This window comes from Pseudophaeobacter sp. 1A16562 (assembly GCF_041008785.1).
GTDB classification, from domain to species: Bacteria; Pseudomonadota; Alphaproteobacteria; order Rhodobacterales; family Rhodobacteraceae; genus Phycobacter; species Phycobacter gallaeciensis_A.
Genome location: NZ_JAXGFT010000006.1, coordinates 1 through 21,483, shown reverse-complemented (window position 1 = coordinate 21,483; position 21,483 = coordinate 1). Strand labels below are relative to the sequence as shown.

Genomic DNA, 21,483 nt, shown 5'->3' with positions numbered 1-21,483 from the left:
GTCTTTCAGAGGCCAGTCAGCGGCGCATCATCCTGCACCGGACGCGCAATCTTGCGCAGGAATTCAAGGGTACAGAGCAGCATCGACGCGGGTAGCGGGATGAAGGTCCACCATTCGGGGAAGGTGAAGGCCGTGCGCACCATGGAGCCGCGGCCCTGCGATTGCACAAGTGCCTCGAACGCGTACCAGCCCATCACCGAGCAGGTCGCCGCGCCGATCAGGCAGGTCATCACCAATGCGCCGCGCCGCGCGGCAGGCGGCAGGGCGCGAGTGATCAGATCGACCTGCACATGGGCATTGATGTGCAGCACCCAGGGCGCCGCCAGAAAGGTTGCCACCATCAAGGCGTATTCAATCGCATCAAGCGCGCCGTAGATCACCGGCAGGCCAAGATTGCGCAGAACAACGTTGAGCGGGATCACCAGCGTGATTGCCGCGATCAGGCCCGCGCTCAACACAGCCAGAGCGCGCAGCAACGCCGAAAAGGGTTTGTCGAAGAGTGTCATGGCGGCTCCGATTGGGGGCGGCTCTGGAGAGGGGCAGCCCCGACCAGAGCCGCCCCTCTCGTGTTACTTCAGCAGGCAGGCCTGCAGCTTTGCGCCAAGATCAGCGTCGATCTTCATGACCTCGCCCCAGCCCTCTTCCTGAGCGGTGGTGTTCCAGGTCGCAGCGGCCTCCCCTTCGAAGGTCAGCGTCTTGATACCGGCATCTGCCTGTGCCTTTGCCTCGTCCGCGTTGCGTTCGACGTTCATGGCGTTCTGCTCTTCGATCCAGGCCGCGCCCTTTTCCAGCAGCGCGCGCTGTTCGTCATCCAGACCGTTCCAAGCGTCGAGATTGACGAGGAAATTCACATCGACCTGATAGAACCCCGGATCGACGCGATAGGCCGTCTGTTCGTGCCAGCCGAGATCCAGAACCCCCTGGCTGGGCCAGCCGTATCCGTCGATCGCACCGCGCTCCAGTGCGGTATAGACCTCGCCCGGGGCGGTGCGGACCAGTGTGGCGCCCAGTTTCTCGAACATGGCGCGGTAAACCGGCGTGGTGCGCAGCGTCAAACCGGTCAGGTCGGGGCCTTCCAGCGGTTTGGTCAGATAGAGGTGATAGTTCATGTGATCGCCGACGCGGGCGAGATATTTCACGTTCATCTGGTCCTGGTGGATGCTGTCGACCAGTTCATAACAGCCGTTTTCACGCTGCTCCTGAATGGTGTTCTGGGCCAGATGCAGCGCATCGCCAGTGGGCACGAGGTTCGGGTAGTAGGCGGTGGTGTTGTTGGCAATATCGACGATGCCAGCCTGTACCGCGTTGCCCAGTTCGAACGGCGGCACGGCTTCGGGACCACCCAGAAGCTCGATCTGGACCACGCCCTTGCCGTTCTCGTTCACCCAGTCGACGAAGGCTTCGAAATCGCGCGAGAAGGTGGTGCCGGTAGCAAATGCGGTGACAGCCCGCAGCGACACCTCCTCCGCCTGCGCGGCAGATGTTCCCAGAGCGGTGGCCGCGACAAGCGCAATGGTGGCGGCAGATGAACGGAAAGTCATGTGTGTCTCCCTGACTGAAATCAGGCGCGCCGGTGGACTTTTTTGAACGTCCGGTTGTTGTTTGGGCGGCCTGGCGATGGCGGACCATCTGGCTTTTACTTTATGCTTGAAATTTCAAGCCTCAAGTAATTTATGTGCAAAATCAAGTATTTTTTATACATGTATTGCAGGGTCTTACTAAAAATCCCCCGACTCTTTCCAAGGCCGGGGGATCACATCTTGCAACCGGAATATTCGGCAGCCAGCGCGACCGGATCAGGCGCCCAGACGGCAGTACAGCCCTGCGGCCAGTCGGGCACGTTCGACGAGGCTGTCGATCTCGATATGCTCGTTCAGGGTATGCAAACCTTTGCCGCGCACCCCAATGGAATCGAGGGTCGGAAGCCCCATGAAGCCGGTGAAATTGCCGTCCGATCCGCCCCCGGCAGAGCCTGCGGGCAGCTCGAACCCGATGTCACCCGCGATGTCGCGCGCCACTTCCAGCATCGCCATTGTGCCGGGCTGATCCGGCTCCCAGACCGGGCGGGTGACGCCGCGACGCACCTCCATGATGACATCGCCCTCGGTCGAGTTCAGCGCCATCATCTCTGCGACGCCCTCATCCAGCAGTTCCTGCGTTTTGGCCATGGTCAGCACCTCGGCATCGCAGACAGAGGACACGCAGTTGACCCATTTCCCGGCGTTGAACACCCCGACAGAGAAGGTGCAGTCCTCGTTGGTCATGCCTTCGATCACCGCCACGTTGCGGGCCATCTCGGCAATAGCTGATCGCCCTTCGGACAAAGCCCAGCCTGCGTGGCTTGGCCGCCCTCTGGTCTGCAGATTGAAACGCGCAATCGCATAGCGCCCGATCACCGCGCCACCATCGGGGCGCGCCGGTTCCGGCACCAGGATATACTGGTGGCGCGCGGCTTCCATCTCGATAAGGCGGCGGGCCATTGGGGTGCCGATTTCCTCATCCGGGGTGAAAAGGAAAGTCACTGGCAGGGGTGTTTCGATCCCGGCTGCCAGGATCTGGCGCATGGCTTCAAGGTAGACGTAGTTGCCGCCCTTCATGTCCATGATCCCGGGACCATAGCAAAGGTTGCCCTCGCGCCGGAACGGCAGCTTTTCCAGCGTACCGACCGGGTGCACAGTATCAAGGTGACCTAGCACCAGAATGCCACCTTCGCCCGCACGGGGATGCGGCATGGTCGCGCGCACACTATCGCCCAGCCCCATACGGCCCGGAATACGCTCGACCCGTGCGCCCAGCGCCGCCAGATCGTGCTGCGCAACATCCATCATGCGGTTCACAGCCGCGGCGTCGAAGGTGGGGCTCTCGGTCTCCACCCAGAGCCGCAGCCCTTCGAGCATCTCATCCGCGTCAAAGGGCAGATCCAAGGGATCTTTCGTCATGCTCAGTTCCTTTTCAGACGGGTTTCGATGATCCGCGCATAGACCGAAGCGCCGACAGGCAGGATCGCATCATCCAGCACAAAGGCGGGGTTGTGCAGCGGCACGGTACCCGCGTGACCCACGCGGCAGTAGGCGCCCGGCACCACCTGCAGCATATCGGCGAAGTCTTCCGAGCCAGTCGCCTGATCTTCGGTGATCACCGCCATATCGGGGCCAACGATGTCTGCGGCAGCTTCGATATAGGCCTGAGACAGCTCTGGATCGTTCTGCAGCACGTCAAAGACATTGCGCAGGGACACCTCGATCTCCACCCCATAGGCCGAGGCCATACCGGCGCAGAGTTCCTTCATGCGGGCCTCGGCCATTTCGATCACATCGGCGTGGAAATAGCGGATGGTGCCGGCGATGCTGGCGCTGTCCGGAACCACGTTATATGCAGAGCCGGAGTTGAACTTGGTCACCGACAGAACCAACGGTTTGGTGGGCGGCGTGTTGCGGCTGACGACGCTTTGCAGCTGCTGCACCAGCGCGGTGGCAATCACGATCGGGTCCCTCGACTGGTGTGGCATGGCGGCATGGCTGCCGGTGCCGGAGACGGTGATGTCAAAGAAACTGGCCCCGGCCATCGCCGGGCCGGGCGTGATCTCCACCCGCCCCGGCTCGCCATTGGGACTATTGTGCATGCCGTAGATCTCATCGACCGGGAATTGTTCGAACAGGCCTTCCTCAATCATCCGGCGGGCGCCGCCAAGACCTTCTTCGGCGGGCTGGAAGATCAGAACGGCGGTACCGTCGAAATCGCGGGTTTCAGCCAGGTAGCGCGCAGCCCCCAGCAGCATGGTGGTATGGCCATCGTGGCCACAGGCATGCATCTTGCCCGGGTTGGTCGAGGCAAAAGAAACGCCGGACGCCTCGACGATGGGCAGCGCATCCATATCGGCGCGCAGGCCGATGCGACGGTTGCCGCCCCCCTGCCCCTTGATGATCGCGACAACGCCGGTACCGCCCAGACCTTCGTGAACCTCGTCAACGCCATAGGCGCGCAGCTGCTCTGCCACGATGCCAGAGGTGCGGGTTTCTTCAAATCCCAGCTCGGGATGGGCGTGCAGATCCTGACGGATCGCGGTCAGCTCGGCGGCGAAATCCTCAATCTTGGGAAGAACGCTCATGCATAGTCTCCTGCTATCTGTGACGCGCCGGGAAGGGCGCGAAAGTTGGCAAAGTCCCAATGGCGGCCGGGAGCGGCCTCGATCAGGCTCTGGGTATATTCATGGGCCGGGTTCGCCAGTACATCGGCGGCGCGGCCCTGTTCCACCACGCGGCCGCGCTGCATGACGATGACATCGTCGCAGATCTGGGCAGCCACGCGCAAATCGTGGGTGATAAACAACATGCCTATACCAAAACGCGCCTGCACGTCGTCCAAAAGCTCCAGCACCTGCGCCTGTACGCTGACGTCCAATGCCGAAACCGCCTCGTCCGCCACAAGAAGGTTCGGCCGCATGGCTACGGCCCGCGCGATGGCAATGCGCTGGCGCTGCCCGCCAGAGAACTGATGAGGATAGCGGTCAAGCGCGTTGCGCGGCAGGTCCACCAGCTCCATCAGATCACCGGCATGATCCATGGCTTCGTCTTTCGAGGTGCCAAAGTTGATCGGCCCCTCACACAGCGAGCGCGCCACGGTCCAGCGCGGGTTCAGCGAGCGATAGGGATCCTGAAACACGATCTGGAAATGCTTGCGATGGGGTTGCAACTGGCGGCGGCTTAGACGCGCGACTTCGGTGCCCGCAACCGCGACAGAGCCGTCCGTGGGATCAATCAGCCGCATGATGCAGCGCGCAACGGTGGATTTTCCAGAACCGCTTTCGCCAACGATGCCAAGGGTCTGTCCCGGCGCAATGTCGAAATTCACATCCTGCGCGGCATGCACCTCGTCATTCTTTCGGAAGACACCGCCGCCGCCATAGACCTTTTCCAGCCCGCCGACTTTCAGCACCGGCTCAGCGCCCGTGGGCGCACGCGGGGCGCGGGGCGCCAGGTTCGGAACCGCCTGCAAAAGCTTGCGGGTATAGTCCTCCTGCGGCGCGGTCAGCAGCTCGGCAATCGGCGCGCGTTCCACGATCTGGCCCTGCTGCATGACGCAGACGGTATCAGCGATCTCGGCCACAACGCCCATGTCGTGGGTGATGAACAGAACAGCGGTGCCGTGGCGCTCCTGCATCTCGGCGATCAGCTTTAGGATCTGCTGCTGGGTGGTGACATCCAGAGCCGTTGTCGGCTCATCCGCGATCAGCAGATCCGGGTCCAGCACCAGTGCCATGGCGATCATGATCCGCTGCCGCTGCCCGCCCGAAAGCTGATGCGGAAAGGCGGAATAGATGCGTTGCACATCCGGCAAGTGCACCTGCTCCATGATGTCGAGCGTGCGCGCCTTGGCCTCAGCTGCCGACAGATCGGTGTGCATGCTCAGCACCTCTTCGATCTGCTCGCCGACCCGCAGCACCGGGTTCAGCGCCGTCATCGGCTCCTGAAAGATCATCGCCACGCGTTTGGCGCGCAGCTCGCGCATCTGCGACGCGCTGGCGGCGGTGATCTCCACCTCCTTGAGGTCGATGCGCCCGCCGGTGATCTCAAGCGCGCCCTTGGGCAACAGCCCCATGGTCGCCAGCGAGGTCACCGATTTGCCCGAGCCGCTTTCGCCCACCAGGCACAGGGTTTCACCGGCGCGAATGTCGATATCGATGCCGCGCAGCACCGGATCGGTCATGCTGGTCCCGCTGAGGCCGACGGTCAGGCCGCGAATGGTCAGAACCTGTTCCGCCTGCGAGAAGTCCTTGGATTTGAACTGCATCTTATGCCTCCCGTTTCTTCAGACGCGGATCCAGAAGGTCACGCGCGGTATCGCCCAGAAGGTTGATCGACAGGATGCAGAGCGACAGCATCACCCCCGGCCAGAAGATCAGACCCGGCTTGATCTGGAAGAAGGTGCGCCCCTCCGCCATGATATTGCCCCAGGTCGGGATCTCGGTAGAAACGCCTGCGCCCAGGAAGCTGAGGATCGCTTCGATCAGGATCGCAGAGGCGCAGATATAGGTGCCTTGCACGATCAGCGGCGCCAATGTGTTGGGCATCAGGTGCTGGATCAGGATCTTCGGCATCGAGGACCCCAGCGCGATGGCCGCCTCCACATAGGGTTCCTCGCGCGCGCTCAGCACGACGGAGCGCACCAGTCGCACCACGCGGGGAACCTCGGGGATGGTGATGGCGAGGATCACGGAATGCAGGCTCGGCCCGTTGAGGGCAACCAGTGCAATCGCCAGCAGGATCGCCGGGATCGCCATCAAGCTGTCCATGATCCGCATGATGACCCCGTCGGCAGCGCGGAAGAACCCCGCGACCAGACCGATGGCCAGACCGATGGCGACGCTGACCACAGCAGCGCCCACCCCGATCAGCAGAGACACGCGGCCGCCGGTCATCACCCGGCTGAAGATGTCGCGACCGTATTGATCGGTGCCAAGGATATGCGCCTCTGACGGCGGTTTCAGGCGCGCCAGCGCATCCATCGAAAGCGGATCATAGGGCACATAAAGCGGCGCCAAAAGCGCGGCCAGCACGATGAGCGTCAGCATCAGCGCGGCCAGCATCGGCCCCAGCCCAAGGCGGGCGCCCGCAGGCAGCGACAACAGGCGGATCAGCGGCTGAAAGGCGCTCTGACTGGAGGAAGAATGATCGGTCATGTCAGTAACGGATCCTCGGGTCAAAGAAGGAATAGGAGATGTCCACCAGAAGGTTCACCAGCACGTAGATGCCCGCCGTCAGCAGGATCATCGCCTGGATCACCGGGTAGTCACGCGCGAGGATGGCATCGACAGTCAGCCGCCCGATCCCGGGGATGTTGAACACGCTTTCGGTGACCACCACGCCGGAAATCAGCAGCGCAAAACCGGTACCGATGATGGTGAGGATCGGAACTGCCGCGTTGCGCAGCGCATGGCGGAACAGCACGGTGTTCTCGCGCACGCCCTTGGCACGGGCGGTGCGGATGTAATCCTCGCCCAGCACCTCAAGCATGGATGCGCGGGTCATCCGGGCAATCAGCGCCACATAGATCGTCGCCAGTGTCAGCGAGGGCAGGATGGCGCGGATGAAGAAATCGCCCAGCCCGTCGGTCGGGGAGGCATAGCCCTGTACAGGTACCCAGCGCAGTTCGATGGCAAAGATCTGGATCAACACATAACCGATCACAAAGACCGGCACCGAAAAGCCGAGGACAGAGAAGGACATCACCGCAAAATCGGCCCAGGTCCGGTGGCGCCAGGCGGCGATCACCCCCATCGGCACGGCCAACAGGACCGAGATGATGATGGTCATCAGGGCGATATTGATGGTCGGCCCCAAGCGGTCCCCGATCATGTCGGCCACCGAGGTGTTGGAAATCAGGGAGGTCCCGAGATCGCCCTGGAGCATCTGCCCGGTCCAGGTGAAGAACTGCACATGCAGCGGGTCATTGAGGCCAAGATTGTCGCGGATCCGTTCAAGCTGCGCCGGAGTGGCGGCGTCGCCTGCAAGAATGGCTGCCGGATCGCCCGGTGTCAGCCGCAGGAGAAGAAAGACGAAGACGGCCACGATGATCATGACTGGAACGGTCGCAAGGACGCGCTTCAGGATATAGCTGAGCATAGACAGCTACCTTTTGAATTAGTGTGGAAAAGCCGGGGCGCGGGAGAGTTCCGCGCGCCCCGGAAGTCGGGGGAAGGATTAGTCTTCCTTGGTCACGTTCCAGAACACCGGAACCGGCGAGGGGATCATGTTCTGGATCGCGTTCTGGCGTGCCTGCGGCATGGTGTATTCGCCAAGGTGGATGTAGTTCACGTTGTCCATCACGTGTTCCTGGATCTTCACCGCAACCTCTTTGCGTTCCGCATCGGAGGCCGCCGCGACAAAGTCGGAGCGCAGGGCTTCGATCTTCTCATCCGAAGGCCAGCCGAACCAGGCATCGTCGCCACGGCCGTTGACCATCACGTTGATCAGCGGGTCCGAGATTTCAGGCACCATCCAGTTGGTGAAGAAGATGTTCCAGCCACCTTCTGCCGGGGGCAGCTGCTGGGCACGACGGTTTACAACGGTCTGCCAGTCCATCGGCTGCATGTCGACGTTGAAGCCCGCTTCGCGCAGGGCCTGCGCCGCAACCACCGGCTGGTTCGACAGGCTGACCACATCGGTCGGCGCCATCAGAACGATGGGCGTGCCATCATAACCGGCTTCTTCCAGCAGGGCCTTTGCCTTGTCCGGATGTGCGCCCGAGGTGATCGCTTCGGCGCCGGCCTCGTCGCCCAGCGGCGTGTCACAGCCAAAGATCGCACCGCAGACCTTGTAGTAGGACGGATCGCCCATCATGGTCGCCAGCACGTTTTCCTGGCTCAGCGCTTCCAATGCGGCCTGACGGACCTTCGGATTGTCAAACGGCGCATGCAGGAAGTTCGGACGGCCGATGGTCACATAACCCAGCGGGTCGCGGGTTTCGACGGTAACTTCCGGGGCCGTCTGCAGGATCGGCAGCAGGTCGACCTGAACCTGTTCAAGGTAGTCGATTTCTCCAGCAGCCAGCGCGTTGATGGCGGTCAGCGAGTCCGGCATGGTGGTCCAGACCACCTTGTCGACGTTCACGACCTTGCCGCCAGCCATCCAGCTCGCTTCTTCGCTGCGCGGCACGTAACCGTCGAACTTGCTGTAGGTGACCGAAACGCCGGGTTCGTATTCATCGGTTTCAAACACGAAGGGACCGGAGCCGACATATTCGGTGATGGTCTCATCAGCCGAGGTCTCTGCCACACGCTTGGGCATGATGAAGGGCGGAACCGCCGACTGTTTGGAGATCACGTTCATCAGCGGCGGGAAAGGTTCGGACAGGGTCCAAACGACGGTCTTGTCGTCGGTCGCCTCAAGGCTTGCAGTGACGTCAAAAATCATCTGACCGCCACTGTCACGCTTGCCCCAGCGGGTCAGCGAGGCAACCACGTCTTCACCGGTGACCGGCGCGCCATCGTGGAACTTCAGCCCGTCGCGCAGGGTGAATGTATAGGTCAGCCCGTCGTCAGAGACCGCAAATTCGGCCATCTGGGGCTGCGGCTGGAAGTTTTCATCAACGGCGGTCAGGACGTCATAGACCATATAGCCGTGGTTGCGGGTGATATGCGCAGTAGTAATCACCGGGTCCAGAACACGGAGGCCCGAGTGCATCACAGCCGTGATCACCTTTTCTTCTTCGGCCTGGGCCGCAAGCGGTGTCAACATGGTGGCACCCGCCATCAGCGTTGCAGCCATGCTGCCGCGCAGGGCGGAAAGGGGACGAAGTGTTTTCATTCTTGTTTTCCCTGTTGTTGTGAGGAGGAACGGTTCTGTTGTTTTTGGTTTTGGGCTCCGGCGAAACACCCGCCGAAACCAGGGCGCAGGGCGCCGTATGAGTTCAGGACCCGAAGGCGGGTCCGTTGGGGGACAGGCGCAGGCCTGTCCGCAGCCGCGTGAACGGCAGATCTGCCGGGCTGAAGGCCATCGGCCCCGGCGCCAGGCAGACCAAGGTTTTCCCGGCAATCGGATCGAAATCCGCCCGGAAATGGGTTGAGCTTTTGAGAACGAGAATGGATTGGTCCTCAGGCGTGATGCCGACAAAGCGGAACATCTCGCGGTCGGCGAGCTGGGCAATCTGGCTGGTGACCACCACCCGCACGCCGCCGATCCGAAGGCAGGCTGCGGGGCTGAGATCGAGCCAGGTGCCCCCATAATAAGGACCGGTCGCCTGCAGCTTGTCCGTGACCAGCCGCTCCACCACCGCTTCGGTTTCAAACGGCACGTCCTCGGGGAAATCCGGGTGCCCGCCAAGGGACAGCATCACGCTGGCTCCCTCCCCCGCAGCAAAGGCGCGCGAAACAGATTCCGGATCCACGATCAGGCCAAGGGCCGCATTCTGCGCATCCGCTTCGACCAGCGCACGCAGCATGCCAGTTGTGGTGGCAGCACCGCCAGCACCGGGGTTGTCCTGCGTATCGGCCAGCACGATTGGGCCCTTAACGCCTGTGGCCAGAAGCCGCTGCGCCTCGGCCACGCCTTCGGCTGCCGTATAGGTCCGGCTGTCAAAGGCTCTTTCGGCCTCCCCATAGGCCGCCGCGATCTGGTCGACCGCAGCTTCTGCCGCCTTTTGTGTCGGGGCAAAGGCGATGGCGCAGGGGCCACAGTCAGGAATATCCGCTGCCGGGAACCCCATGAACAGGGAGGCCGCTGTGCCCGCATCGTCCATTTGCGCGACCGAACGATAAAGGGATGCGGCAGGCTCCATCGTCGTGCTCTGGAACGAGATCGGCACCATATAGGGCAGGCTGCGATAGGCCTTGGCCGGGAGGGTTCCGCTGCGCAGGATATCATCCAGCAGCCGCGCCGCGCGGGCGCCTGTCTCGGCCATGTCCACATGCGGATAGGTGCGAAAACCGGTCAGCACATCGACCATTTCCACCAGCCGCCGCGAGATATTGCCATGCAGGTCCAGCGCCGCGGCAATCGGCACATCCGGTCCAACGACCGCCCGCACACGAGTGGCAAGCTCACCCTCGCCATCATCCAGATGAGTGGTGACCATGGCGCCGTGCAGATCAAGGAAGACACCATCCAGCGGTCCGACCGCCCGGATGCCCTCTACGATGCGTTTGGCGATACTTTCAAAGGCCTCTTCGGTCACATGCGCCGACGGGATTGCCCCCGCCCATAGAACCGGCTCCACCTGCCAGCCGCGCTCTGCCGCGACGGTCAGGGCACCGCTGATGCCCAGATTCACACCCTTGCCCGCCTCCAGCAGCGCCGCGCCTTCGGTCAGCGGGATATAGCCGCCGCCCTGCTGAAAGGCCGGTAGATCCGCGGGGTTGGGCGCGAAGGTGTTCGTCTCGTGAAGAAATCCGGCCAGGGCGACCCGCATCAGTCATCACTCCGTAAAGAACAAGGTTGCCGCAACGGCAACCTTGCTAAATGTATTATATAGTGATACAGTTGTATCATGAATCAATCGTAGGCATCCAATTTCGGATTCGTCAACACTCAGGCGGACTCATGCGACCCAATGTCAGAACAACCCCGGGCAAAGAGCTGAAATTCGAAGCAGAAGAGGGCGATGCGCTTTTTGTGCGTTCTGCGGCGCGGGCCATGCAGGTCCTTGCGGCCTTTCACGGGGTCAACAAGGCGCTTAGCCTCAGTGAAATCGCCAAGCTGTCGGGGCTGGATCGCTCCGCCACCCAACGCATCGTCCACACGCTGGCAAAGCTGGACTATGTCCGGCGCAGTTCGGATGATCGCGGCTATCTGCCCGGCCTGCGCCTGCTGGATCACACGCTGGATGTGCTGCGGCTCGACCCGCTGGTGCAAAAGGCAACGCCGGTCCTGCTGGAGCTGCGCCGCTCCCTGCGGGAACGCATCGATCTCAGCCTGTTTGACGATACCCGGATGATTTACGCCTTCCGCATCCAAAGCAAACGCGAGACGTTTTACGCCACTCTTGTCGGCCACAGCGTTCCGGCCTTTGCCACAGCGGGTGGGCGCGCGGCGCTGTCGCTGATGACCGATGATGAGGTCCGGGAGGTTCTGGGCAGGTCCGAATTGATAGAATACACCGCCGCAACCCGCACCGATCCCGAAGAAATTCTGGAGCAGGTCCGGATTGCACGTACCAATGGCTATGCGGTGATCGTCGATGAATACCTGCGCGGCGAAGTCGCCATCGGCGTCGGCATTTCACGCGACGGGCGCCCCATCGGCGCCATCCACGTTGCAGGCTCGCTCTCTGAATGGTCGCAGGACGAATTCGAACGTCAGGCCGCGCCGGTGGCGATGGAAGCCGCACGCGATATCATGGCCAGCCTGTAGGGGCTTTGACCACGACCAAACCGGGCGCTGTTGTTACCTGTGTGGCGGTGTAATCGAGTTTGCGACATCCAGCAGATAAGGCACCAACTCGCGCTCGACCCGCTCAATCGTCCAGTGGAAGGCAGAGACAGAACATTGCACCGACGCGCGGGCAATGCCGTTGGGGCCGCGGATCGGTGCTGAAATCCCGATCTCGTTCAGGATCATCTGATCCTCCGTCAGACTGAACCCACGTTCTGCGGTTCGGGTGATCTGCCGCCCCAGTTCTTCGCGGTCCATGGTGGTGCGAGCGGTCATCTGCCGCAGCGGCCAGTTTTCCAATGCTTCCGCAACATCCTCAGGCGCCCAGGTGGACAGAATCGCCTGCCCGGGCGAAGTGGACAGCGCTGGCAGGCTGCGCCCGACCAGCATCGCTTCGAAGTTGGTGCGCTGGCAGGGCAGCCGGGTGACATAGACGATATTGGTGCCGGAGATTTCAGCCAGGTTCACCGTCTCGCCCAGCCGCTGTGACAGTTCGATCAGCTTTGGCATCGCCAGCGCCACAAGGTGATCGGACCAGTAATAGGCATAGGCCAGCCCGAGCCAGGCATGGGTCGGACGGAATCTCTTGGTCACCGGATCCCGGTTGAGAAAGCCTTCGACCGCCAGGGTATTGGCCAGCCTCTGCACCGCGCTTTTGTCCATTCCGCTGAGCTTGACCAGTTCGGTCAGCGACAACTCAGTATGGTTGCGGTCGAATATTTTCAGTAGTTTCAGCCCCTTGGCCAGAGAAGACACATAAAGCGTGTCCTGCTTCCGGGGGGCAGCACTGTTATCGCCACCGGCGTCACCGGACATTTTTCGACTTGACGACATGGGACTGCCTGCCCTCTTATGACATTATTGTGATAGTGAGTATCATATAATAATACCAATGTCAAACCCTGAGTACTGTTGCACCCTATGGCAGCCCTTCAGGTCAACATGGAGTAAACATGAAACGCTTTCTGATCCCCGCGACCGTTCTTGCGCTCAGCGCTGCAGCTGCGCATGCAGACAAGTCCGAAGACGTGCTGAATGTGGCCTTCACCAAAGAGCTGGAGAACGTCGACAGCTACTTCAACTCCTCCCGTGAAGGCGTTGTGCTGCAGCGCGCGGTCTGGGACGGTCTGATCTACCGCGATCCCATCACCAACGAATACAAGGGTAACCTTGCAACCTCGTGGGAGTGGATCGACGATCTGACGCTGGAGCTGAAACTGCGTGAAGGCGTGACCTTCCACAACGGCGAACCCTTTGATGCGGACGATGTGGTCTACACCGTGAACTTCGTTGCCGAAGAACAGAACGGCGTGAAGACCCAGCGCAACGTCAACTGGATGAAATCGGCCGAGAAGGTCGACCAGTACACCGTGCGCATCAACCTGAAGGCCCCCTTCCCTGCCGCGATCGAATTCCTCTCCGGTCCGGTCTCGATGTATCCGAATGAATATTACGCCGAAGTCGGCCCCTCGGGCATGGGCCTGGAGCCCGTCGGCACCGGTCCCTACAAGGTGGTTTCGGTCGACCCGGGCAAGCATTTCGTACTGGAGAAATACGAAGGCTACCACGACAGCCCCAAAGGCCAGCCCGAAGTCGGCACCGTCGACATCCGCACCATTCCGGATGTGAACACGCAGATGGCGGAACTGTTCAACGGCTCGCTGGACCTGATCTGGCAGGTGCCGTCTGATCTGGCAGAAAAGCTGGAGCAGATGGGCAAGTTCACCGTTGCCAACGAAAGCACCATGCGGATCGGCTATCTGACACTGGATGCCGCCGGTCGCACCGGTGAAGACAACCCCTTCACCGACGTACGCGTGCGCCGCGCGGTGGCCCATGCCATCGACCGCGAGGCACTGGTTTCGGCACTGCTCAAAGGCAAGAGCCAGGTGATTTCCACTGCCTGCTTCCCCAGCCAGTTCGGCTGTGATCAGGATGTGGTCTCCTATGAATACGACGTCGAAAAAGCCAAGGCCCTGCTGGCCGAAGCGGGATACCCCGACGGGTTCAAGACCGAGTTCTACGCCTATCGCAACCGCGACTACGCCGAAGCGATCTCCAGCTTCCTGAACGCTGTCGGCATCGACACCGATTTCAAGATGCTGCAGTACTCCGCCCTGCGCGAATTGCGCATGAAGAGCGGCACGCCGGTCTCCTTCCAGACCTGGGGTTCCTACTCGATCAACGACACCTCGGCGATCACCAGCCAGTTCTTCAAGCTCGGCTCGCTTGACGATGCCCGCGACGAAGAAGTGGCCGGCTGGCTCGATACCGCTGACAGCGCGACCGATCCCGAAGTGCGCAAGGAAAACTACTCCAAGGCGCTGAAGAAGATCGCGGATCAGGCCTATTGGGTGCCGATGTTCTCCTACAACACCAACTACGTCTTCTCTCAGGACGTGGCTTACACCCCCACCGCCGATGAAGTCCTGCGCTTCACCGACATGGAATGGAAGTAAGCTGACCCTAGCGGCGGGGCCCCGGCCCCGCCGTATCTGTTCACCGCCCGCCCCGGGTGGTCCCCTTTCCTGCCCAGCAAAAGAGGTTCCCCTTGCTGCGTTTCATACTGAAGCGGGCCGGGCTGGCCATATTGGTCGCGCTTACGGTCTCGTTGATTTCCTTTAGCCTGCTGTTTTTGTCCGGTGATCCCGCCACGGCGATCGCGGGTGAACATGCCAGCGATCAGGATGTCGAAGCCATCCGCCGCATCTACGGGTTTGATCGCCCGATGCTGGTTCAATACTGGGACTGGCTGGTCAGTGCCCTGCGTGGCGATTTCGGCGAAAGCTACTATTTCAAGCTGCCGGTGGCGAGCCTGATCATGGACCGCCTGTCCATCACCATGACCCTGGGCGTCTGCGGCATTTCCTTTGCGCTGCTGACCGCTGTTCCGCTGGGCGTGGCCGCCGCGATCAAGCCGAACTCGCTGATCGACCGGCTGGCCCTGTTCCTGTCCGTTGCCGGTCAGGCGATGCCCAGCTTCTGGTTTGGTCTTATCCTGATCGTGGTCTTCTCGATCCAGCTTGGCTGGCTGCCGCCCTCGGGCACGGCAACACCGCTGCATTTCGTGATGCCGACCATCGTGCTTGGCTACTACGCGATGCCCGCGATCATGCGCCTGACCCGCGCCGGCATGCTTGAAGTGCTGTCCTCCGACTACATCCGCACCGCTCGCGCCAAGGGCGCGCCAGAGGGGCTGGTGATGTTCAAACACGCGCTGCGCAACGCGATCATCCCGGTGGTATCGCTGGCGGCGGTGCAGATGGGCTTCATGCTGGGCGGCTCGATCGTGGTTGAATCCATCTTCGCACTGCATGGCGCAGGCTACCTCGCCTGGGAATCCATCAGCCGCAACGACCTGCCGACCGTGCAGGCGCTGATCCTTGTATTCTCGATGTTCTATATCGTTTTCACCTTCCTTGCCGACGTGTTGAACGCCTGGCTGGACCCCCGCATGAGGGCCGGATGACATGACCCAGACTGCTGATCCTCTTCTACAGGACATTATCGGCCCGACCCCGGGCCAGCTTCTGCGCAAGCGTATCTTTGGCCATCAGGGCCTGTTGATCGGCGGTGTGGTGCTCGCACTGCTCGTCATCGTCGCGCTGTTTGCCCCCTATATCGCGCCGCATGATCCCTATGCCCAAAGCCTGCTGGCCCGGATGGAACCGCCGGTCTTTCTTGGCGGCACATGGGAACATCCGCTGGGCACCGACCACCTTGGCCGGGACTACCTGTCGCGCCTGATCTATGGCGCCCGCGTGTCGCTGATGATCGGCGTCGTGGCGGCGCTGATCTCGGGCCTCATCGGCACCGCCATGGGCGTGGCCGCAGGCTATTTCGGTGGCCGCGTCGATGCGGTGGTGACCTTCCTCATCAACGTACGTCTGGCGATGCCCGTGGTGCTGGTGGCACTGGCCGTTGTCGCGATCTTCGGCGGCTCGCTCACCGTGGTGATCCTCGTTCTGGGTCTCTTGCTCTGGGACCGCTTTGCCGTGGTGATGCGCTCCTCGACCCTGCAGGTGCGCGGCCGCGAATATGTCGCCGCCGCCCGCGCCATCGGCTGTTCCAACACCCGCATCGTGATGTCGGAAATCATGCCCAATATCGTCAACAACCTGATCGTTGTCGTGACGCTAGAGATGGCCCACGCCGTCCTGCTCGAAGCGGCGCTGTCCTTCCTGGGTCTTGGCGTGCAACCGCCGACGCCCTCCTGGGGCCTGATGGTCTCCGAGGGCAAGCAGATGATGCTGTTCGAACCCTGGCTGGTTCTGATCCCCGGCTTTGTGCTCTTTGCGCTGGTTCTGGCGATCAACCTGCTGGGTGATGGTCTGCGCGACGTCACCGCACCTGAAAACCGCAACTGAGGGAGGCAGGCATGACTGACACACCGATACTCTCTGTCCGCAACCTGACGCTGGATATTCCCGTCGGCGGCGGCACCCTGCACGCCGTACGCGGCATCGATTTCGACCTCAACCGGGGCGAAACGCTCTGCATCGTTGGTGAAAGCGGCTCCGGCAAGTCCCTGACCTCGCTCGCGATCATGGGGCTTCTGGGCAAGAAGATCTCGCGCAAGGCGGATCAGCTGTCCTTTGACGGCATCGACCTGATGAAGACCAGCCAACGCGGCATGCGCAAGCTGCGCGGTCTTCGCATGTCGATGATCTTTCAGGAGCCGATGACCTCGCTCAACCCGGCCTATACCATCGGCGACCAGCTTACCGAGGCACTGCTGCTGCACAAGCCGGTGTCGAAGGATCAGGCCCGCGCCCGCGCGGTGGAACTCCTGGAAAAGGTTGGCATCACCGCCGCGGAAAGCCGCCTGTCGCAATATCCGCACCAGCTTTCGGGCGGCTTGCGGCAGCGGGTGATGATCGCGATGGCGCTGATGTGTGAGCCTGAGCTGATCATCGCGGATGAGCCGACAACCGCGCTCGACGTGACCATTCAGGCGCAGATCCTGCGGCTTCTGGTCGATCTGCAAAAAGAACTGGGAATGGCGATGATCCTCATCACCCATGACCTGGGCGTGGTGGCCCGCGTTGCCGACAAGGTTGCGGTGATGTATGCGGGCGAGCTGGTCGAGACTGGCCCCGCCACCGCCGTCTTCGAATCCCCGGCGCACCCCTACACCCGTGGCCTGTTGCGCTGCATCCCGGTGCCCGGCAGGACCGAACGCGGCGCTGAACTCGGCACCATCCCCGGCATCGTACCTTCACTGGTTGGGGATGTGACCGGCTGCCCCTTCCGCACCCGCTGCGATCACGCAGTCGCGGCCTGCCGCGAACCGATCCCGCTGCGCGAACACGCCAGTTCCGATCACAACTTCCGCTGTGTCCACGCCGATGGCCACGCCCAGAACTCCGAAGAGGTGCCCGCATGAGCGATACTCCCGTGTTGGAACTGCGCAACGTGTCCAAGACCTATTCGGTCAAACAGGGCATGTTTTCCTCCCCCAAGCCGCTGAAGGCGGTCAATGACGTGTCGCTGAAGATCGGCCGCGGCGAGGTTCTGGGCCTTGTCGGGGAATCCGGCTGCGGCAAATCCACCCTCGCCAAGATCCTGCTGGGCCTTGAACAGCCTACCGAGGGTCAGGTGCTGGTGGATGGCAAGGAACTCGGCGCCCAGAACCGGTCGGAACTGGCCCGCCGGATCCAGCCGATCTTTCAGGATCCCTATTCCTCGCTCAATCCGCGCAAGAGCATCTACGACATCATCTCTTTGCCGCTGCGGGTGCACAACGTGGGTGACAGCGCCAGCCAGGAAAAGGCGGTGCGCGAGATCCTGGACATCGTCGGCCTGCCCGCGCGGGTGATGAATACCTACCCCAGCCAGATGTCCGGCGGTCAACGGCAGCGGGTGGCGATTGCCCGGGCGCTGATCATGAAGCCCGAGATCGTCATCTGTGACGAGCCAACCTCGGCGCTGGATGTGTCTGTGCAGTCGCAAATCTTGAACTTGCTGGCAGATCTGCGCCGTGAATTCGGCCTCACCTACCTGTTCATCAGTCACAACCTTGCGGTGGTGGAACACCTCGCGAACCGGGTGGCGGTAATGTACCTCGGCCGGATCGTCGAGGAAGCCAGTGTTGAAGGTCTGTTCGACCGCAGCCGCCATCCCTATTCCGATGCGCTGCTGCAATCGGTGCTGACCCCGGATCCCAACAAGGGTGTGCCGGACACGCACCTGGGCGCGGCCTACCCGAACCCGATTGCGCCCCCATCAGGCTGCCATTTCCACCCGCGCTGCGCCAAGGCAATGCCCCAATGCAGCCAGGTTGCGCCGCAGACCGTTGCGACCGAAGATGGCCGCGTCGAATGCCACCTCTTTGACAGCGCCCAGACCTCTGCGGCCTGATCGGACAGAAAGGAAGACTCACATGATATCCAATCTCTCCTCGACGCAGGTGACCCGCAAGACGGTGATCGAAACCGAATACGGCGTCGTCGCAGCCCAGCACAGCCGCGCCGCCCGGATCGGGGCCGATGTGTTGGCCGCAGGCGGCGACGCGGTGGATGCGGCCGTTGCTGTCTCCTTTGCCATTGGGGTGGTCGAACCCTGGATGAGCGGCCCGGCCGGTGGCGGCGCCGCCATGCTCTGGCGCGCTGACGAAGGGCGCGCCTATGCACTCAACTACGGCATGCGCGCGCCTAAGGGGTTGAACGTCGCCGATTATCCGCTGTCCGGCGAAGGCAAGGCCGGCGATCTCTTCCCCTGGGAAAAGGTCGTCGAAGACCGCAACGTGCAAGGCGCCACCGCCATCGCGGTGCCGGGCACCGTCGATGGTGTGGGCAAGGCCCACGCGCGGTTTGGCAAGCTGCCGTGGAAGGACCTGCTGCAACCGGCCATCGCACTTGGCCGCGAGGGGCTTGCGGTGGACTGGTATGCGGCGCTGATCATAGCCTCGACCACCCGCGCGCTGGCGCAGGACGCCGACGCCGCGGCGCTGTTCCTGGAAGACGGTCAATGGCCAACCATCGCGGGCTGGACCAGCCTCGCGGACAAGCGTCTCGACATGTCCAAGATGGCCGACACCCTGTCGCAGCTGGCCGAGGCCGGAGCGCGGGATTTCTACGAAGGTGACATCGCCGCTGCCATGGCCGCCGACGTGCAGGCCAAGGGCGGATCGCTCTCGGTCGAAGACCTTGCCAGCTATCATGCAGAGATCCTGGATCCGCTGTCCTTTGCCTATCGCAACGCACGCTTCGACGTGATGCCGGGGCTGACGGCGGGGCCGACATTCCGCGATGCCTTTGCCCATCTCGAAGAGGCGCTGACGCCCGGCGATCAACCGGGTGCAGAGGCCTATACCGCCTATGCCGCCGCGCTGAAGGCGGCCTATGCCAAACGTCTGTCAGGCATGGGCGATGATGGCGAAACGCCGGATGCCCCCGGCTGCACCACGCATTTCTCGGTGGTGGACCGTCACGGCAACATGGTGTCCCACACCCAGACGCTGCTGTCGATCTTCGGCTCCCGCGTGGTGTCGCCGCAGACCGGATTGCTGATGAACAACGGCATCATGTGGTTCGACCCCGAGCAGGGCAAACCAAACTCGCTGGCACCCGGTAAACGCTGCCTGATGAACGTCTGCCCGGTTCTGGGCGAGACTGAAAGCGGCAGCCGCTTTGCCTTTGGCGCATCCGGCGGGCGCAAGATCGTCTCGGCCGTTGCGCAACTTTCGTCCTTTGTGGCGGACTTTGGCATGGACGTGGGCGAGGCTTTCCACCAGCCCCGGATTGATGTGTCAGGTGGGGAGACCGTGGTCGCGGACGACAGCCTGCCCGCCGATGTGATCGCCGCGCTTGAGGCCGAGCACAACACGGTCACAACCCGCCGCGCCGTCTTCCCCTATGCCTTCGCCTGCCCGGCCGGCGTTCAGCGCAAGGAAGGCCGCAACAGCGGCTGCACCGAAATCATGTCGCCCTGGGGCGATGCCATTACCGAACCTGTGGAGCAGAAATGACCGCATCTACCAGCCGCGACGGCGCAATTTCCCGTGTCAGCAGTTATTTTGACGAAGGCACCTTTCAATCCGACCTGGCCCATTGGGTCACTTACCCGACCGAAAGCCAGAACCTCGAGGCCGCGCCCGAGCTGATGCGCTACCTTGTCGAGGTGATCGAGCCCCGGCTTACCGCCTCCGGCTTTACCAGCGAGATATTCCCGAACCCCGATCCCGCCGGTGGCCCGCTCCTGGTCGGCGAACGGATCGAGGATCCGGCGCTCACCACTGTTCTGACCTATGGCCATGGCGATGTGATCCGCGCCCAGACCGATCAGTGGCGCGAAGGGCTTGGCCCCTTCACTCTGGTCGAGGAAGGCGACCGGCTTTATGGTCGCGGCACCGCCGACAACAAGGGCCAGCATCTGGTCAATATTGCCGCCCTGGAGGCCGTACTGGCCGAACGCGGCAGCCTTGGCTTCAACGTCAAGATCGTGATTGAAATGTCCGAGGAAACCGGTTCTGCCGGTCTGCCGGAATTCTTCACCGCGCAGAAGGACCGTCTGAAGGCCGACGTTCTGATCGCCTCAGACGGGCCGCGCCTGCAGCCCGACACCCCCACCATGTTCATGGGCTCGCGCGGCGGTGTCAGCTTCGACCTTGAACTCGACCTGCGCGAGGGTGCGCATCACTCCGGCAACTGGGGCGGCCTGCTGGCGGACCCGGCGATGATCCTAGCCCATGCGCTCACCTCCATCTGCGACCGCCGCGGCCAGATCCAGATCCCGGAATGGCGCCCTGACAGCCTGACCGACACCGTGCGCGCCGCGCTGGACGGTCTGCCGCTCGAGGGCGACAGCGGCCCAGCGATCGACAGCGACTGGGGCGAGACCTCGCTGACCCCTGCCGAGCGGGTCTTTGGCTGGAACTCCTTCGCGGTGCTTGCAATGACCAGCGGCGTGCCGGAAGCGCCAGTCAATGCCATCGCCCCCACCGCCCGCGCCACCTGCCAGCTGCGCTATGTGGTGGGCACTGATCCCGATGACATCCTGCCCGCACTGCGCCGCCATCTGGACAAACACGGCTTTGACAACATCACAGTCACCCCGCATGATCGCGGGTTCTTCAGGGCAACCCGCCTGGACCCAGATCACCCCTGGGTGACCTTCGTGTCCGGCTCACTGACCGAAACCGCAGGCAAGAAGCCGCATATCCTGCCGAACCTTGCGGGGTCTCTGCCGAACGACAGCTTTGCCGATATCCTTGAACTGCCGACGGTCTGGGTGCCACATTCCTATCGCGGATGTTCGCAGCACGCCCCGAACGAACATGTTCTGAAACCCGTCTGCCGCGACGCGCTGCGCTGCATGACCGGCCTGTTCTGGGACCTGCCAAAGGCGAACGCGGACGGCACTGCGGCCAGCTGACCGCACGTTACATTTGATCGAAACAAAGGGCTCGCGGCTTTCCGGAGCCCTTTGTTGCAGTTCAATTTTCCAAAAAATCCAAGCGCGAGTGAGGACTGTTAGCGCGCCACTGTTCGATCTTGACCTGCCCCCCGAAATCTCCCGCACTTTAATGTAGAGTTTGCTCAACCTCTTGATGGAGCAAACAGATGCGAAAGAGCCGTTTTACAGAAGCACAGATCATCGGAATGATCAAAGAACA

General features: G+C 62.2%; 18 protein-coding genes. 8 read left to right on the top strand and 10 right to left on the bottom strand.

The genetic code is table 11. The features are described from left to right. Positions 1-5 precede the first annotated feature (5 nt). The 9 genes from SM764_RS09895 to SM764_RS09855 form a co-directional block, all read right to left on the bottom strand. A complete protein-coding gene (locus SM764_RS09895; protein ID WP_369001682.1) occupies positions 6-506 on the bottom strand; it encodes a TRAP transporter small permease in 501 nt (166 codons plus the stop codon). Between the two features lie 63 nt (positions 507-569). After that, complete coding sequence (dctP, locus tag SM764_RS09890; RefSeq protein WP_274833223.1) at positions 570-1,541, bottom strand: TRAP transporter substrate-binding protein DctP; 972 nt, start codon at positions 1,539-1,541, stop codon at positions 570-572. A 255-nt stretch (positions 1,542-1,796) separates the two neighbouring features. Further along, a complete protein-coding gene (locus SM764_RS09885; RefSeq protein ID WP_369001681.1) occupies positions 1,797-2,939 on the bottom strand; it encodes a M20/M25/M40 family metallo-hydrolase in 1,143 nt (380 codons plus the stop codon). 2 nt (positions 2,940-2,941) lie between these two features. Next, positions 2,942-4,108 (bottom strand): M20 aminoacylase family protein, encoded by a 1,167-nt coding sequence (locus tag SM764_RS09880; protein ID WP_369001680.1) that lies wholly within the window; start codon positions 4,106-4,108, stop codon positions 2,942-2,944. Then, positions 4,105-5,790 carry an ABC transporter ATP-binding protein gene (locus SM764_RS09875; RefSeq protein ID WP_065271722.1) on the bottom strand — a complete coding sequence of 562 codons (1,686 nt, stop codon included), beginning with the start codon at positions 5,788-5,790 and terminating at the stop codon, positions 4,105-4,107. The genes SM764_RS09880 and SM764_RS09875 overlap by 4 nt, the downstream gene beginning before the upstream one ends. A 1-nt stretch (position 5,791) precedes the next feature. After that, a complete protein-coding gene (locus SM764_RS09870; protein ID WP_065271723.1) occupies positions 5,792-6,679 on the bottom strand; it encodes an ABC transporter permease in 888 nt (295 codons plus the stop codon). 1 nt (position 6,680) lies between these two features. Continuing rightward, positions 6,681-7,622, bottom strand: coding sequence for an ABC transporter permease (locus SM764_RS09865; RefSeq protein WP_065271724.1), 942 nt, complete (start codon positions 7,620-7,622; stop codon positions 6,681-6,683). Positions 7,623-7,700: 78 nt separating this feature from the next. Beyond that, entirely contained in the window at positions 7,701-9,305 is a 1,605-nt protein-coding gene (locus SM764_RS09860; protein ID WP_369001679.1) for an ABC transporter substrate-binding protein, read from the bottom strand. A gap of 103 nt (positions 9,306-9,408) precedes the next feature. Continuing rightward, the gene (locus SM764_RS09855; protein ID WP_369001678.1) at positions 9,409-10,905 is read right to left on the bottom strand and encodes a M81 family metallopeptidase; all 1,497 of its coding nucleotides are present in this window, start codon (positions 10,903-10,905) and stop codon (positions 9,409-9,411) included. Positions 10,906-11,036: 131 nt separating this feature from the next. On the opposite strand from SM764_RS09855, the gene SM764_RS09850 reads away from it, so the two are divergent. Beyond that, positions 11,037-11,846 (top strand): IclR family transcriptional regulator, encoded by an 810-nt coding sequence (locus tag SM764_RS09850; protein WP_065271727.1) that lies wholly within the window; start codon positions 11,037-11,039, stop codon positions 11,844-11,846. Between the two features lie 33 nt (positions 11,847-11,879). On the opposite strand, the gene SM764_RS09845 is transcribed toward SM764_RS09850, so the two are convergent. Further along, positions 11,880-12,701, bottom strand: a complete 822-nt coding sequence (locus tag SM764_RS09845; protein WP_274830429.1) for an IclR family transcriptional regulator — start codon at positions 12,699-12,701, stop codon at positions 11,880-11,882. A gap of 119 nt (positions 12,702-12,820) precedes the next feature. Between SM764_RS09845 and SM764_RS09840 the strand changes: the two genes are divergently transcribed. The 7 genes from SM764_RS09840 to SM764_RS09810 all read left to right on the top strand — a co-directional run bounded on the left by SM764_RS09840 (position 12,821) and on the right by SM764_RS09810 (position 21,242). Next, entirely contained in the window at positions 12,821-14,326 is a 1,506-nt protein-coding gene (locus tag SM764_RS09840) for an ABC transporter substrate-binding protein (protein ID WP_274835625.1), read from the top strand. 92 nt (positions 14,327-14,418) lie between these two features. Continuing rightward, entirely contained in the window at positions 14,419-15,336 is a 918-nt protein-coding gene (locus SM764_RS09835; RefSeq protein WP_065271730.1) for an ABC transporter permease, read from the top strand. 1 nt (position 15,337) lies between these two features. Beyond that, positions 15,338-16,234, top strand: a complete 897-nt coding sequence (locus tag SM764_RS09830) for an ABC transporter permease (protein WP_065271731.1) — start codon at positions 15,338-15,340, stop codon at positions 16,232-16,234. A gap of 11 nt (positions 16,235-16,245) precedes the next feature. Beyond that, complete coding sequence (locus SM764_RS09825; protein ID WP_369001677.1) at positions 16,246-17,253, top strand: ABC transporter ATP-binding protein; 1,008 nt, start codon at positions 16,246-16,248, stop codon at positions 17,251-17,253. Then, positions 17,250-18,227 carry an ABC transporter ATP-binding protein gene (locus SM764_RS09820; protein WP_065271733.1) on the top strand — a complete coding sequence of 326 codons (978 nt, stop codon included), beginning with the start codon at positions 17,250-17,252 and terminating at the stop codon, positions 18,225-18,227. Before SM764_RS09825 ends, SM764_RS09820 begins: the two co-directional genes overlap by 4 nt. A gap of 22 nt (positions 18,228-18,249) precedes the next feature. Beyond that, on the top strand, positions 18,250-19,836 hold the full coding sequence (locus SM764_RS09815) for a gamma-glutamyltransferase (protein WP_369001676.1): 1,587 nt from the start codon (positions 18,250-18,252) through the stop codon (positions 19,834-19,836). Further along, the gene (locus tag SM764_RS09810; protein ID WP_369001675.1) at positions 19,833-21,242 is read left to right on the top strand and encodes a M20 family metallopeptidase; all 1,410 of its coding nucleotides are present in this window, start codon (positions 19,833-19,835) and stop codon (positions 21,240-21,242) included. The genes SM764_RS09815 and SM764_RS09810 overlap by 4 nt, the downstream gene beginning before the upstream one ends. Positions 21,243-21,483 lie beyond the last annotated feature (241 nt).